This window comes from Cellulomonas oligotrophica, from assembly GCF_013409875.1.
GTDB classification, from domain to species: Bacteria; Actinomycetota; Actinomycetes; order Actinomycetales; family Cellulomonadaceae; genus Cellulomonas; species Cellulomonas oligotrophica.
This window is the reverse complement of sequence record NZ_JACCBK010000001.1, coordinates 3,516,642-3,531,457: the sequence shown is the minus strand read 5'-3', so window position 1 is coordinate 3,531,457 and position 14,816 is coordinate 3,516,642. Positions and strand designations below refer to the sequence as shown.

The 14,816-nt window shown below is 76.5% G+C and carries 11 protein-coding genes; 2 read left to right on the top strand and 9 right to left on the bottom strand.

All coding sequences use genetic code 11. The annotated features are described in order from the left end of the window. Window positions 1–36 precede the first annotated feature (36 nt). Complete coding sequence (locus tag BKA21_RS16075) at window positions 37–1,062, bottom strand: DUF8094 domain-containing protein (RefSeq protein ID WP_218887021.1); 1,026 nt, start codon at window positions 1,060–1,062, stop codon at window positions 37–39. After that, the gene (locus tag BKA21_RS16070) at window positions 1,059–2,855 is read right to left on the bottom strand and encodes a hypothetical protein (protein WP_140459948.1); all 1,797 of its coding nucleotides are present in this window, start codon (window positions 2,853–2,855) and stop codon (window positions 1,059–1,061) included. The genes BKA21_RS16075 and BKA21_RS16070 overlap by 4 nt, the downstream gene beginning before the upstream one ends. Window positions 2,856–3,165: 310 nt before the next feature. Here BKA21_RS16070 and BKA21_RS16065 point away from each other — a divergent pair, with 310 nt between their 5' ends. Continuing rightward, complete coding sequence (locus tag BKA21_RS16065) at window positions 3,166–5,451, top strand: coiled-coil domain-containing protein (RefSeq protein ID WP_239072942.1); 2,286 nt, start codon at window positions 3,166–3,168, stop codon at window positions 5,449–5,451. 2 nt (window positions 5,452–5,453) lie between these two features. Then, window positions 5,454–5,873 (top strand): hypothetical protein, encoded by a 420-nt coding sequence (locus BKA21_RS16060; protein ID WP_140459947.1) that lies wholly within the window; start codon window positions 5,454–5,456, stop codon window positions 5,871–5,873. 121 nt (window positions 5,874–5,994) lie between these two features. Here the strand turns inward: BKA21_RS16060 and BKA21_RS16055 are convergent, their stop codons facing one another. The 7 genes from BKA21_RS16055 to BKA21_RS16025 form a co-directional block, all read right to left on the bottom strand. Beyond that, a complete protein-coding gene (locus BKA21_RS16055) occupies window positions 5,995–6,747 on the bottom strand; it encodes an alpha/beta fold hydrolase (RefSeq protein WP_140459946.1) in 753 nt (250 codons plus the stop codon). Beyond that, the gene (locus tag BKA21_RS16050) at window positions 6,744–7,544 is read right to left on the bottom strand and encodes an alpha/beta hydrolase (protein ID WP_140459945.1); all 801 of its coding nucleotides are present in this window, start codon (window positions 7,542–7,544) and stop codon (window positions 6,744–6,746) included. The genes BKA21_RS16055 and BKA21_RS16050 overlap by 4 nt, the downstream gene beginning before the upstream one ends. Window positions 7,545–7,588: 44 nt before the next feature. Then, window positions 7,589–8,467 carry an HAD family hydrolase gene (locus BKA21_RS16045; RefSeq protein ID WP_239072941.1) on the bottom strand — a complete coding sequence of 293 codons (879 nt, stop codon included), beginning with the start codon at window positions 8,465–8,467 and terminating at the stop codon, window positions 7,589–7,591. Then, on the bottom strand, window positions 8,464–8,778 hold the full coding sequence (locus tag BKA21_RS16040; RefSeq protein WP_140459944.1) for an Rv1322 family protein: 315 nt from the start codon (window positions 8,776–8,778) through the stop codon (window positions 8,464–8,466). The genes BKA21_RS16045 and BKA21_RS16040 overlap by 4 nt, the downstream gene beginning before the upstream one ends. 62 nt (window positions 8,779–8,840) lie before the next feature. Then, on the bottom strand, window positions 8,841–10,286 hold the full coding sequence (locus tag BKA21_RS16035) for a GH1 family beta-glucosidase (RefSeq protein WP_140459943.1): 1,446 nt from the start codon (window positions 10,284–10,286) through the stop codon (window positions 8,841–8,843). Between the two features lie 148 nt (window positions 10,287–10,434). Further along, window positions 10,435–12,711, bottom strand: coding sequence for an alpha-xylosidase (yicI, locus tag BKA21_RS16030; RefSeq protein ID WP_140459942.1), 2,277 nt, complete (start codon window positions 12,709–12,711; stop codon window positions 10,435–10,437). Further along, the gene (locus BKA21_RS16025) at window positions 12,708–14,744 is read right to left on the bottom strand and encodes a beta-galactosidase (protein ID WP_140459941.1); all 2,037 of its coding nucleotides are present in this window, start codon (window positions 14,742–14,744) and stop codon (window positions 12,708–12,710) included. The genes yicI and BKA21_RS16025 overlap by 4 nt, the downstream gene beginning before the upstream one ends. Window positions 14,745–14,816: the final 72 nt, after the last annotated feature.

The window sequence follows — 14,816 nt, the reverse complement described above, 5'->3', positions numbered from 1 at the left end:
CGCCCGCGCGTGCTGGTCCGGCGACGGGCCGCCGGATCACTGGGCCTCGGCGTCCGTGACGGCGTGCTCGGCGGCGAGGACCTGGACCTGGGCGTCGCTCCCCGCCGGCGGGACGTACATCACGAGGACGTCGGTGAACTTGCGCGTGAAGCTCGTCGACGCCTCGGTGGCGCCAGCGAGTTCCGCGTAGAACGGCTCGATCGGGATGGTCCCGCCGTCGACGGTCAGCGTCACGGTCGACGTCGTCGACATCCCCTGGACGACCAGGGCACCCCCGTCGACGGTCCCGAGGGCCACGACCGGACCGTCGGCCGGTGTGTACGTCTCCGTCAGCGTCCCCGCCTCGTCGACGGCACCCTGCGTGGCCGCCTTCGCCTCCTGGACCGCCTCACGGAACCCGTCCGCGGCGAAGGTCCCCGCGTGCTCGGACTCGTCGCCCTTCGACAGGACGTCGGCGTAGCGCGCCCCGACCTCCCCCGGCGGCACGAGGAGCGTGTCGTCGTCGTCCGCGAGCACCGGGCTGCCCTCCTCGGTGGCTGCGGTCAGCGGCATCTGGGCGCCCGGCAGCAGGCGGGCCCAGCCCCACAGGCGGTACTGCGCGCGCGGGTTCGCCTGGTGCAGCACGAGGATGCGCGGCGCCTGCAGGTCGTCGGGCTGCTCGGTGACGACCAGCTGCGTGCGCGGCCAGGTGTCCGACTCGGGCGTGATGACCGCCTGCTCCTCGGTGGGCAAGGACGTGGGCGTGCGCTCGCCGTCGGTCGCGGCCTGCCAGACGTACTCCGCCTTGCGGATCGCCCTGGCGGGGCCGAAGACCCGCGCGTCGAGGTCGCCGGCGTCACGGCTCTCGTCCGCCGCCGCCAGCACCTCGCCCAGCGAGGTCAGCACGCGCTCGGTCTGCGCAGGACCGAGCACCGGCGGGGGCACGGCCCCGACCGGTGCGGGCGCCGGTGCCGGGAGCGGCGTGCCGCAGCCCGCCACGAGCGCGACCACGCAGGTCGCGGCGACGAGACCCGCAGCGCCACGGCGGGCACGACGTCCGGACGGTCGGGGTGCGGTGCTCATCGGTCCTCCTCACGGGTGTCGTCTTCACCGGGCACGGGCGGCATGCCCCACGCGCGACGCCACGCGTCGGCCCGCGAGCCCGCGTCGCCGTCGTCCCCGCGCGCCCACGCCGGACGCGGACGTCCGCCCTCCGGCGGACCGCCCGCGTCCGGGCGCGGGCCGCGTCCTGACGGGGACGGTGACGGGGGCGACGGGGCCCAGCCGGGGCGCGCCTGGCTCCCCGCGGGACCGGCCGAGGCACCGGGCCCCGCAGGACCACCGGGGTGCCGCCCGCCCGACTGCCCCGGGCCGGCGGGCGGAACGGTCCCCACCGGTGCGCCCGGCCGGGGCGGGACGGCGCGGCCCGGTGCCGTGGGACCGGGGCCCCGCGTCGGTCCGGCGCCCGCAGGACCCTGCGGGGGTGCCGACGGACGCGGCCCCCATGCCGAGGTCGTCGGCCCCTGACCGCGGCCGGCGGCCTGGTCGCCCGGCGCGGGGGCGGACGGGTGCGCGGGGCCGGGCGACGGTGCGGGCCCACGGTCCGCGAGCCACGCGGGCCGCGGTCCGGCGGCGCCGGTCGGCGCACCGGGGGGCGACGGCACCCGGTCCTCGCCACGCCACGGCGGGGACGACGGCGCGCCAGCCGCGCCGTGGGGGCTCGACGCTCCCGCAGACGCGGACGGCGCCGCCGCGGTGGCCGGGGCAGGCTGCTCGGGCGCCGCGTCACGACGGCCCAGCGACCGCAGGCCCGGGCGTCGCGGGGGCGCGTCGCCCTGACCGGACCCGCGCCGGCTCCGGCGCCCTCCCGCGGGCGAGGAGTCCGGCGTCGGCGCGTCGGACGCGCCCGCGCGGTCGGGTGCCGACGACCCCGTGCCGCCACGGCCGGGCACGACCACGGGCTCGGGGGCGGCGCGGACGACGGTCGGGACGACGGGGAGGGACTGGGTGCCCGGGCGGCCGCCGCCCTGCAGCTCGCGCATCTGGCGGCGGGTCAGACCGGCGGGGACGGCCCCGGCCTCGACCACGGGCGTCGAGCCCGTCGCGACCGCGGTCCACCCCGAGCCGTCGCCGCGACGTGCCCGCAGCACGTCACGCATGAGGAGCAGGAGGCTCAGCGCGACCAGCAGCGCACCGGCTCCGGCGGCCGGCCACAGCCAGGGTGTCGTCACCGTCTGCGGCCAGGCGAGCGAGATCGTCGGCGGGGTTGCGCCGGTGCTCACCGCCATGACGCTCCAGCGACCCTCGGCCTGCACCGTCCACTCGAGCTCGGCGGAACCCTCCCCCGTCGCCTCGAGGACCCACATGTCGGAGCCCGCCGGGTCGACGGCCGTGGGCTCGTCCGTGGCCTCGCCGTCCGCAGCCTCGCCGTCCGCGGCGTCGTCGGCGTCCGCCGTCGCGTCCTCGGCCGGGGGCTGGGTCGCCTCGGCCGTGGCGGCACCCGTCGCACCGTCGGTGGCAGCAGCAGCAGTGGCGGCGTCGGTCGGGTCGGCCGCGGGCGCGTCGAGCTGCAGCTCGTGCCACCCGTCGAGGCCGGACACCCGCTGGTGGGGGTCCTCGCCCACCCAGCCGAGCACGTCCGTGTCACGGCCGACGACGAGCGTCACCGGGTCGGCGGACCCCGCGGTGGCACGGACCGTGACGGCGTCACCGGCCATCTCGAGCACACCGGCGTCGGTGATCACGGTGTGCTCGTCGGCCGTGGCGGTGGCCACGAGCACGTCGTCGGCCCGCCACACGGTCGCCGAGGCGACGCCCAGGGCGGCGAGGACGAGCCCCACCACCCCGATCGCGGCGTAGAGCAGTCGCTTGCGCACGCAGAGTCCTCTCGGGAGCGAACGACCCAGGATAGGCAGAGGTGTCCGTGCTGTCCGAACCGGGTCGGTCGTCGGACGGCACGCAGAAGGGTGCCAGGCTGCACGCCCGGCCGGGGCCCGGCTGCACGGATCCGCCGAGGTCGCAGGACCTGCACGGGTCGGACCCGACGCCGCCACACCCCGTGCGTCGCACCCTCACGAGGGGGCTCCGTGCGTATCCTGTCGAGCGGGGCACCGACGTCGAGACCACCTCGTCCACCGCCTGCCGCACCCCGGGCGGACGGGCCCCCCGACGAGGAGGACTGCCCCCGTGCCCGAAGCCCGGCCCCCGTTCCCCGTGGTCAACTTCCGCGGGTACGACCGTGACGCCGTCGACGCCAGGATCTCCTCGCTCGAGCAGGCCCTCGCCGACACCCGGGCCAAGGTCGAGGCGCTCGACTCGGAGAAGATGCAGGCCTCCGTCGAGCTGTCGGAGGCCCAGCGCCAGCTGCGCGAGGCGGAGCGCCCCACCTACTCGGGGCTGGGCTCCCGGATCGAGCAGCTCCTGCGTTCCGCCGAGGAGCAGTCCTCCGACGTCGTCACCCAGGCGAACAGCCAGGCCGCCGACTCCCTCGCGCGGGCCAAGCTCGCCGCGGGCCAGCTGCGCGCCCGGGCGGAGAACGAGGTCGCCGAGCTGCTCGCCAACGCCCGGCGCGAGGCCGAGGAGGTGCGCACCACCGCCCACGCCGAGGCCGAGAGCTCGCTGCTGGCCGCGCAGCGCCGCGCCGAGGAGCTCGTCGGGTCCGCCGAGCGCGAGGCCGCCCGGATCCAGAGCGCCGTGCAGACCGAGGAGAGCGAGCGTCGCACGTCGCTCGAGCGCGAGCTGGGGACGCTCCGCGCGACGGTCGAGCACGAGGCGACCCAGCTGCGGATCGCGACGGAGCGCACGGCCAGCGAGCTGCGCGCCCGCACCGAGGCCGAGACGACCGCCCTGCGCGAGGAGGTCGAGCGCTACGCGCAGGACCTGCGCCAGAGCGTGGACCGCGACACCACCGAGCTGCGCACGCGTGCCGAGCACGAGGCCGCCCAGCTGCGGACCGACGCCGACCGGTACGCGCACCGCGTGCGCTCGGAGGCGGCGGCCGAGGCCGCCGCGGTCCGCCAGGCCGCCGTCGAGGAGGCCACCGCGCAGCGGTCGGCGGCCGCCGACTACGCCGACGCGACCCGCTCCGCCGCCGAGCGCGACGCGACCTCCCTGCAGCAGCGGGTCGCCGCCGAGGTCACGGCCCTGCGGACCGAGTCCGAGCAGTACGCCGCCTACGTGCGGTCCACCGCCGAGCGGGAGACCGGCGAGATGCGGGCGGCCGTCGCCGACGAGGTCGCCCGCCTGCGTGCCGACTCCGAGGCGTCGGTCGCGGCGCTGCGCACCGAGGCCGAGCAGTACGCGACCGAGCTGCGGGCCGACGCCGAGCGCGTGAGCACCCAGCTGCGCGAGCGCACGGCGTACGAGGCCGCCCACCTGCGCGAGTCCACCGTGCGCGAGACCGACGAGCTGCGCGAGACCACCGAGCGCGACACCGCCGAGCAGCGCGCCGCCGCCGACCGCGACACGACCGAGCTGCGCGAGCGCACGCGGCTGGAGATCGAGCACCTGCACACCGAGGCACGGCGCGCGGTCGGTGAGATCGTCGGCCAGGCGCGCGCCCACGCCGAGGAGATCGTCCGCCGCGCCGAGCAGCAGCTCGCCGACGCCGAGCTCGCGATCGCGTCGCAGCACGAGGCCGCCGAGCGGCAGGACGCCGAGCGGCACGACGCCGCCCGTCTCGAGACCGAGGCGCTCGTGCGGGACGCCGAGGCGCACGCGGCGGAGGCCGAGGAGCGTGTCGCCAAGGCCCTCGCGCACGCCGAGCGCGTGCGCACCGACGCCGAGCGGCACGCCGCCGAGCTCGTCGCCACCGCACGCCGCACGGCCGACCGGGTGGTCGCCGAGGCGCGCGAGCACGCCGAGAAGCAGATCGCGGACGCCACCACCGAGGCCGAGCGGGAGCGGACGAACGCGACCCGCCAGGTCGAGGACCTGCACCGCCAGCGCGAGTCGATCACGTCCTACCTCGACGAGCTGCGTCACCTGCTCGGCCCCAACCCCGACCGGGCCGCGCTCGAGAAGGCCGGCCGCATCGAGGCCGCCTTCGAGAAGACGCAGGCGTCCGCCGCGGGCCAGGAGAACCCGGTGCAGGAGGAGCAGGAGCGCCCGGCACCGCGCACCCCGGCCGCGCAGCCCGCCGCCGCCAAGCAGCCGCCGGCCCGACCGGCCCGTCCGGCCGCGCGCGCCGGCAAGGCGCGCCCCGCGCCGGTGTCCGCCGCGGTCGCGGTGGTGCCCTCCCCCGCCGTGGAGCAGCAGCAGGACCCGTCCGAGCAGCCCACGGGCTCCTCGGACGCGGACGCCGCGCCCGAGGAGCCGCGCCCCGCGACCGACGCCACCGACGGCAGCGCTCCGGCCACGACGCCGGCGCAGAGCGCGGCGCCCGAGGGCGACGCCGGCACCGGGGCCGACGACGCGCCCCGGGGGCACGACGCGGCCGACGAGCAGTCGTCGACCAGCGGCACCGCGCGCTGACCGTGGCCGAGGACACGTCGGCGTGGCGCGAGCGGCGCCGCGAGGCTGCCGTCGCCCACGCCGACGCGCTCGCGGCCCGGCAGCGCGCCGAGTCGGACCGCGCCCGCGCGCTCATCCGGACGTTCCTGGAGGACGCGAGGGCCTCGGGTGTCGGGCCCGAGCCGCTGCACGCCCGCAGCTACGACGGCAGGGCACGCTTCCGGACCCCGCTGCACGGGTGGTACCTGCGCCGTGACCGCACCGTCGCGGTCGGCACCGACGGGGAGTTCTACGTGCTCACCGCGCCGTCGAGCCTCGCCGCGCGCCTGCGCGGTGTGCACCCGGCGCCGCAGGAGCCGCCGCTGGTCATCGGGGCCGGCGGCAAGGACGGCGAGTCCATCGACATGGCCGACGCGCTCGCCCGGGTGCTCGCCGGCGGCTGACGGTCGCTCCGGCGGTTGCACCGGTCCGCGCGAGGCGGGTTCCCGCGGCACTGCCCCGTCGTGCCAGACGCAGCCCCGAGGGACGCTGCCCAGGGGGCGCGACGTCAGCAGGGCTGCGGCGTCAGCGAGGCGCGGTGGCGTCGGAGCGTGCGACGAGCTCGGCGAGCGCCGCGGCGACCGGTGCCGGGTCCTCGACCGCCGTCAGGTGACCCGCAGCCGGGACGACCACGAGCCGCGCCGAGGCGGACGCCGCGGCCATGTGCTGCGCGTGCTCGGGTCCCGTGACCTCGTCCTCGGCACCGACGACCACGAGCACGGGGCCCGCGAAGGCCTCCAGGACCGGCGTGCGGTCGGGTCGGGCCGCCATGGCGCGCTGCGACCACGCCACCCGCGCCGGCGGCTGCTCGTCGACCCAGGCGGTGACGCGCTCCTCGACCTGCGGCCGGCGGGTCCGGGTGGTGCCGCCGAGCAGCCCGGCGACCGCGCCGCGCACGGGGTCGACGGAGCCGGCCGCGTCGACCGCGTCGGCCGTCGCGAGCCGGCGGGCCGCCGCCTCGGGCGCGTCGGCCGTCGAGCGGGTGTCCAGCAGTCCCAGCCCCGCGACGAGCCCCGGGTGACGCTCCGCGAGGGCGAGGGCGACGTAGCCGCCCATCGACAGCCCCGCGACGACGACGCGCGCGTGCCCCGCCGCCCGCACCTGCGCGGCCACACGGTCGGCGGCGTCGTCGAGCGAGGGACGCCCGCCGAGCAGGTCCGCGTCGGGCACGTCGGGGGCGATCACCGGCTGCCCGGGCGGCAGCGCCGCGACGACGTCGTCCCACACCCGGTGGTCGAGCGGGAAGGCGTGCAGCAGGACCAGCGGGGTCGGGGTCATGCGTCGTCCTCCGTCGTGTCGCGGCCGGTCGTGGCGGTCGTCGACGGACCGTCCCACGTCGTCGGCAGGGGCAGGGGGTGGCCGGGGGCGACGCGCGCCACGACCTCGTCGAGGACGCGGCGCACCGCCGACTCCCCGACCCACAGGTGCTTGGCACCCTCGACGCCGACGACCTGCGCCTGCGGGACCCGCGCGAAGCGGCGGCGCGCCTCGTCCGGGCGCAGGTAGTCGTCCAGCTCCGGCACGAGCACGAGCAGGGGCTTGCCGAAGGCCGCCCACGCGTCGAGGTCGGCGTCGGTCGCGCGGTGCAGGGGCGGCGAGAGCAGGATCGCGCCCTCGACCGACGGGTCGCGGCCGTGCATGAGGGCCAGCTCGGTCCCGAACGACCAGCCCACCAGCCAGCGCCGCGGCAGGTCGCGGAACTCCGCGAGCTCGATCGCGGCGTGCACGTCGAACCGCTCGCCGTCCCCGCCGTCGAACGCGCCGCCGCTCGTGCCGCGCGGGCTCGACGTGCCCCGCGTGTTGAACCGGAGCACGGCCAGGCCCGCGAGCGCCGGCAGGCGCCAGGCGGCCTTGCGGTAGACGTGGGAGTCCATGTACCCGCCGTGGGTGGGCAGGGGGTGCAGCGTGACGAGCGTGGCCACCGGCGGCACCAGGGCCCCGGCGTCGTCGACCGGGAGGGCGAGCTCGCCGACGAGGGTGAGCCCGTCGGCGGTGTGCAGCTCGACGTCCTCGCGGTGGGCGGGCAGGACGGTGAGGGATCGGATCGGCGTGGCGGGGTCCGCGTGGGTGCTCATCGGTGCCGAGCCTAGGCCGCGGACGGGCGCGGCCGCAGGTCGGGTCAGCGGGGGTGGCGGGACGTGCCGGGCGTCGGGCGGGCGGCGAGCGCGGCGGCGTGCTCGAGGAGGACGGCCACGCCGTCGTCGTCGTTCGCGGGCAGGTGGTGGTCGGCGGCGGCGAGGACGGGGGCGTGGGCGTTCCGCACCGCGAACGCCACCCCGGCCCAGGCGAGCATCGGCAGGTCGTTGGGCGCGTCCCCGACGGCCCACACGTCGGCGGCGGGCACGTCCCGGTCCGCCGCGAACCGGGCGAGGCCCGCGGCCTTGGTCACGCCCGGTCCGCTGATCTCGCCGAGGCCGTGGGCGCCGGAGTCCGCGACGACGGCGAGGTCGCCGACGGCCGCGGTGAGCCCGGCGACGAACTCCCACCCCGCGGTGGGCTCGGCGTCGGTGCGCACGAGCAGCTTGAGCACGGGGGCGTCGAGGAGGTCCTCGACGCGGGCGGCGGTCCGGGCGTCGCGCGGGAGCGGGTGGCTGTCGACGAAGCCGTGCTCGGCGGCGAAGCCGTCGGCGCGCTCGACGGCGAGGTGCACGTGGTCCGCGCCCCAGCGGGCCCGCAGGGCGGCGGCGACGGCACGGACGACGTCGGGGCCCATGCCGTGCTGCTCGAGCACCCGCAGCGTGGCCACGTCGACGACGGAGGCCCCGTTGGCGCACAGCGCGACGCCGTGCCCGGCGACGTGCGGCGCGAGGTCGGCCAGCCAGCGGTGCGGGCGGGCGGTGACGAAGACGACGAGGACGCCGGCGGCCTCGGCGTGCGCGAGGGCGCGGGCGGTGCGCGCCGAGACGGTGCCGTCGGTGCGCAGGAGCGTGCCGTCGAGGTCGGTGGCGACGAGCCGGGGCGCGCGGGGCAGGGCGAGGGGGCCCGGTGCGGCGCTCACGGGCCGGCTCTCCGGGTGGGTGCGCGTCGTCCGCGCGCCTGCCAGCAGGAGCTGTGCCAGTGGCGGCGCTCGTCGAGGCCGTCGCCGCGCCAGGAGTCGGTGCGCCACGCCACGACGTGGCCGGTGCCGGGGGCGACGACCTGGTCGCAGCCGGGGCAGCGGTACTCGCGGTCGGAGCCCCGCACCGGCTGGACGACCCACTCCCCGTCGGGGCCGGACTCGGAGCGGCGGCCGCCGGTGGCCCGGTCGACCTCGAGGGGGACGTGCTCGGCCGACCAGGGGCGCTTGGTGGAGCGTCGGCTGCGGGGCACGGCACCATCTTCCCCCGCCGGCGCGCCCCGGGACGCGCGGGTGCGCGTCCCGGGGTGGGAGGTCACAGGTCGGCCGCGGACTCCACGGTCGGGATGGTGCGGGTGCGGACGAGCTCGCGGTACCAGCGGGCGGAGTCCTTCACCGTGCGGACCTGGGTGTCGTAGTCGACGTGCACGACGCCGAAGCGCCGGTCGTACCCGTAGGCCCACTCGAAGTTGTCGAAGAGCGACCACACGAAGTAGGCGCCGACGTCGACGCCCTTGTCCATGGCCTCGCCGACGGCGTCGATGTGGTCGTGCAGGTAGGCGACGCGGTCGGGGTCGTGGACACGGCCGTCGTCGGTGACGGTGTCGTAGAACGCGGCGCCGTTCTCCGTGATGGCCAGCGGCAGCGCCGGGTAGCGCTCGTGGAGCTCGAGGAGGAGGTCGACGAGGCCCTGGGGCTCGATGTTCCAGCCCATGGCCGTGTAGGGGCCGGGCTGGGGCAGCCACTCGACCTGGTCGGCGCCGACCCAGGGGCTCACGACGGACGAGCGGTGGCCGTCGGGGCCGGGGGTGCCGTCGCCGACGGGCGGGGTGCCGTGCTGGACGCGGCCCGTGGAGTAGTAGTTGACGCCGAGCAGCGCGAGCGGCTGGTGGATGGTCTCGAGGTCGCCGTCCTGCACGAAGGACCAGTCGCTGATGCCGGCCGTGTCGGTGCGCACCCGCTCGGGGTAGGCGCCCTCGAGCAGCGGGCCGAGGAAGACCTCGTTGGCGATCGTGTCGATGCGCTCCTTGGCCTCGACGTCCGCGGGCGCCGGCGACGCGGCGCGGGTGACGTGCAGGTTGAGGGTGATCGAGACGGGGGTGTCCTCGCCCAGCTCCTCGCGGATGGCGCGGGCGGCGAGCCCGTGCGCGAGGTTGAGGTGGTGGACGGCGGCGAGCGCGGCGGCCGGGTCCGTGACGCCGGGGGCGTGCACGCCCGACGCGTAGCCGAGGAACGCCGAGCACCACGGCTCGTTGAGGGTGGTCCACAGGTGGACGCGGTCGCCGAGGGCGCGGGCGACGATGCGCGCGTACTCCTCGAACGCGAGCGCGGTCGCGCGGCTGGTCCAGCCGCCCGCGTCCTCGAGCGCCTGCGGCAGGTCCCAGTGGTACAGCGTCACGACGGGCCGGATGCCGGCGGCGAGGAGCCGGTCGACGAGGTCGGAGTAGAACGCCAGGCCGGCGGCGTTGGGCTCGCCGGTGCCGGTGGGCTGGATGCGCGACCAGGAGATCGAGAACCGGTACGCCTGCAGGCCGAGGTCGGCCATGATCGCGACGTCGGGCTCGACGCGGTGGTAGTGGTCGACGGCGACGTCGCCGGTGTCGCCGTTGAGGACCTTGCCGGGGGTGCGGGAGAACGTGTCCCAGATGGACGGGCCGCGGCCGTCGGCGTCGACGGCTCCCTCGATCTGGTACGACGCGGTCGCCGACCCCCAGAGGAAGTCCGCGGGGAACGTGCGTCCGGACGGTCGCGAGCTGGTCATCGTCGGCCCTTCGAGCGAGTGCTGGTGGGAGGCGTCGGCGCGTCCGACGCTCGGTCGAATCGATACGATACCCGGTGTGGGACCGCTCCCGCACCCGGCTGCCGTGCGCCGGCGGCGGGCCCTGCTCCCACCGCCGGCGCACGGGGTCCTAGAGGTCGATCTCCACCGCACCGTCACCGCGGTGCTCGACGCGCGCACCGCCCCGCGGCTGCACCGCCCACGCCCCGGGAGCGCCGACGGCCTCGACGCGCACGCGCCCGCCCGTGCGCTCCACCGTGAACAGCGCGTCGTCCGCACCCGACCCCGCGGCCACCCGGGTCACCGACCGGTGGCCGTCGGGAAGCTCGACGAGGTGCAGGGTCACCCCGTCCGCGTGCACGTAGTCCGGCCGGTCGTCGACCGCGCCCACCGGCAGAACCGTGCCCGGCCGCACGTACAGCGGCACCGAGTCGAACCCGTGACGCTCGCGCACCCAGCGCGGGCCGACCACCTGCTCCCCCGTCAGCCACGACGTCCACGTGCCCTCCGGCACGTACACGTCGACGTCACCCTCCGCCGAGAACACCGGCGCCACGAGCAGGTGCTCGCCCAGCATGTACTGCGTGTCGACGGCCGCCGCGCCCCGGTCGTCCGGGAACTCCAGCACCATCGGCCGCATCACCGGCAGGCCCTCGGTGTGCGCACGCCGGCCCACCTGCGACAGGTACGGCATGAGGGACAGCTTCAGCCGGGTGAACAGACGCGTGACCTCCACGGCCTCGTCGTCGAACGCCCACGGCACCCGGTACGAGCTCGACCCGTGCAGCCGGCTGTGCGACGACAGCAGCCCGAACGCCAGCCACCGCTTGAAGACCGCCGGGTCCGGGGTGCCCTCGAAGCCGCCGATGTCGTGGCTCCAGTAGCCGAACCCCGACAGCGCGAGCGACAGCCCGCCGCGCAACGACTCGGCCATCGAGACGAACGTCGACTCGCAGTCCCCGCCCCAGTGCACCGGGAACTGCTGCCCGCCCGCGGTCGCCGACCGGGCGAACAGCACCGCCTCGCCCTCGCCCCGCTCCTCCTCCAGCAGCTCGAACACCGCCGCGTTGTACAGGTGCGTGTAGTAGTTGTGCATGCGCTGCGGGTCCGACCCGTCGTGCCACACCACGTCGGTGGGGATCCGCTCGCCGAAGTCGGTCTTGAAGCAGTCGACGCCCTGGTCGAGCAGCACCCGGAGCTTGTCCTGGTACCAGGCGACCGCGTCCGGGTTCGTGAAGTCGACGAGCGCCATGCCCGCCTGCCACATGTTCCACTGCCACACCGTGCCGTCGGCCTCGGTGACCAGGTAGCCGCGCTCCTTGCCCTCGTCGAACAGCGCCGAGCGCTGCGCGACGTACGGGTTGATCCACACGCAGATGCGCAGGCCCTTGGCCTTCAGGCGCGCGAGCATGCCCTCCGGGTCCGGGAACGTCGCCGGGTCCCACACGAAGTCGCTCCAGTGGAACTGCCGCATCCAGAAGCAGTCGAAGTGGAAGACCGACAGCGGCAGGCCGCGCTCGGCCATCCCGTCGACGAAGTGCGTCACCGTCGCCTCGTCGTAGTCCGTGGTGAACGACGTCGACAGCCACAGCCCGTACGACCAGTCCGGCACGCGCGCCGGCCGGCCCGTCAGCGCCGTGTAGCGCCGCAGCACGTCCTTGGGCGTCGGACCCGCCACGACGTAGTACGTCAGCGACTGCCCCTCGACCGAGAACTGCGCGCGGGAGACGACCTCCGTGCCGATCTCGAACGACACCCGCTCGGGCTGGTCGACGAAGACGCCGTAGCCCGCGTCGGAGAGGTAGAACGGGACGTTCTTGTACGCCTGGTCGCTGGCCGTGCCGCCGTCGGCGTTCCAGATGTCGACGGTCTGGCCGTTCTTCACGAACGCCCCGAACCGCTCCCCCAGCCCGTACAGGTGCTCGCCGACACCCGTCGTCAGCTGCTCGCGCACGAAGTGCCGCCCGTCGGCGTCCGTGAGGACGCCCACGCTGCGCGCCGTCGACGAGGTCAGGGTGCGGCCGTCCGCGACGAACTCCACGGACCAGTCGCCGTCGGTCGCGACACGCGCCTCGAGCGGGCCCGAGCGGAACGTCGCCAGCGGGGCGCCGTTGAGCTGCGGCGTCGTGATCTTGACGTCCGCGACCTCGCGCCGCAGGCCGAAGCGCGGCCCGCGCTCCAGACCTCCCCGGAAGTGCTCGATCGTCACCCCCACGACGCCGTCCATCGGCGAGTGGAACGAGACCGTGACCAGCGGGCGGTTCAGCGTGTCGCCGCGGTGCTCGATCTTCGCGGTCGACGCGTAGACGGTCAGGGTGTCGTCGCCGGCGACGACCTCGTCGACCTGACGCGGACGCAGCTCGGTGACCCCGGGCAGCAGCTGCCAGTAGCCGTCGGTGAACTTCATGAGGTCCTCTCCGTCAGCGCCACCGCGTCGTGCGGGGCGAGCAGCACGTGGTCGGCGACGTCGGCGCCGGTGAGCAGGTCGTGCCAGGCACCGTCGAGCGGGACGGTGCGCGGCTCGTCGGTCGCGTTCAGGCAGAACAGGACGTCGCCGCGGCGGACGACCTCCACGCCGTCGGGCGGGCGGACCGCGAGCGCCCCCGTCACGCCGGCGGCGCGCAGGCACGCGTCCACGACGGCGTCGACGACCTCCTGCGGCGGCGTCGTCGCGACGTACCAGCCCTCGCCGCCGGACGGGTGGGCCCGCCGGACGACCAGCGCGGCACCGTCGAGGTCGCCGCCGTCGACGGTCGCGACCGCCTCGCCGTCGTCGACCCGGACGCGCTCGGCCCAGTCGTGCGCCGTGAAGTCGCCCAGCAGCGCCGAGCGGACCGTGACGCCCGCGTCGGCCAGGGGCACGTGCTCCTCGCCCGAGCCGCCGACCAGGTCGGCGAACGGCACCGGGAACCGGCCCGTGCGCACGTGCCCGTCCCGGTCGGCCACCCCCGAGAACGGGCCGAGGAGCAGCACGCCGCCGCGCTCGACGACGGACCGCAGCCCTGCGACGTGAGCGTCCTCGACGAGGTAGAGCTGCGGCGCCACGACGAGGTCGTAGCCGGACAGGTCGGCGTCCGGGCCGACCACGTCGACCGCGACGCCCGCGCGCCACAGCGGTGCGTAGTAGGCGAGCACCTGCGGCAGCACGCGCAGGCGGTCGGACGGCTGCGCCGGCTCCTCGGCGGCCCACCAGCTGGGCCAGTCGAAGACGAGCGCGACCCGCGCGGGCACCCGGGTGCCGACGACCTGGCGCAGACGGGTCAGCTCGGCGCCGTGCTCGACCACCGCCCGGTGCAGGCGCGTGCCCGGCCCGGCGTGCGGGACGAGGGCGGAGTGGAAGCGCTCGGCCCCGAACACCGAGGCCCGCCACTGGAAGAAGCAGGAGCCGTCGGCGCCGCGCGCGACCGCGCGCAGGGAGTCCAGCCGCATCTGCGCGACCGTCTTGGGCACGTTGTGCGGGCGCCAGTTCACCGCGCCCGCGGCCTGCTCCATCACCATCCACGGCGCGCCGCCGGCCAGGCCGCGCACGAGGTCGTGGGTCAGCGCCACCCGCACCGGCGAGTCCGGGTCCGCGGGGTCGCCGTAGACGTCGTCGGCGACCACGTCGACGTGGGGCGCCCAGCGTCGGTAGTCGGTCAGCCCGTGGAACCCCATGAAGTTGGTCGTCACCGGCGTGCCCGGGTCCCGCTCGCGCAGCAGGTCGCGCTGCTCGAGGTACAGGTCGAGCAGCAGGTCCGAGGCGAACCGGCGGTGGTCGAGCACCTGCGTCGGGTTGAGCAGGTAGGGCGCGGCGCGCGGCGGCACGACCTCGCCCCAGTCGCCATAGCGCTGGCTCCAGAACGTCGTCCCCCAGGCCCGGTTGAGCTCGTCGAGCGTGCCGTGGCGCTCGCGCAGCCACGTGCGGAACCGGGCGGCGCAGTGCTCGCAGTAGCAGACCTGGCCGTACTCGTTGCCGACGTGCCACATCCGCACCGCCGGGTGGCCGGCGTACCGGTCGACGAGCGCCCGCACCACCGCGAGCGCGCGCTCGCGGTAGTGCGGCGAGGACGGGCAGAAGTGGTTGCGCGAGCCGTGGGAGAGCCGCACGCCGTCGGCGGTGACGGCGCGCGCGCCGGGCCAGCGCACGCCCAGCCACGGGGGCGGCGACGCGGTGGGCGTGGCGAGGTCGACCATGACGCCGTGGGCGTGGGCGAGCGCGAGCACCTGGTCGAGCCAGTCGGTGTCGTAGCGGCCGGGGGCGGGCTCGAGCCGGGCCCAGCTGAAGACGCCGACGGTGACGAGGTTGACGCCGGCGGCCTGCATGAGGGCGACGTCCTCGCGCCAGACGTCGGGCCCCCACTGCTCGGGGTTCCAGTCGGCGCCGTAGAGCAGGCCCGCGTCGTCGGTGAGCGCGGACAGGGCCGGCCGGGACGCCGGGGCGTCGGGTGCGGGCGCGGTCATCGCGGCGGGCCTCCTCGTCGAGTGGCGTCGATGGGTCGTCGAAGCGCTTCGCTGATCGTAGGTCGCGGGCCA

Bases quoted from the DNA above. Each gene is read 5' to 3' on its own strand.
- BKA21_RS16075 (WP_218887021.1), bottom strand. From the start codon at position 1,062: ATGAGCACCGCACCCCGACCGTCCGGACGTCGTGCCCGCCGTGGCGCT.
- BKA21_RS16055 (WP_140459946.1), bottom strand. From the start codon at position 6,747: ATGACCCCGACCCCGCTGGTCCTGCTGCACGCCTTCCCGCTCGACCAC.
- BKA21_RS16050 (WP_140459945.1), bottom strand. From the start codon at position 7,544: ATGAGCACCCACGCGGACCCCGCCACGCCGATCCGATCCCTCACCGTC.
- BKA21_RS16035 (WP_140459943.1), bottom strand. From the start codon at position 10,286: ATGACCAGCTCGCGACCGTCCGGACGCACGTTCCCCGCGGACTTCCTC.
- yicI (WP_140459942.1), bottom strand. From the start codon at position 12,711: ATGAAGTTCACCGACGGCTACTGGCAGCTGCTGCCCGGGGTCACCGAG.
- BKA21_RS16025 (WP_140459941.1), bottom strand. From the start codon at position 14,744: ATGACCGCGCCCGCACCCGACGCCCCGGCGTCCCGGCCGGCCCTGTCC.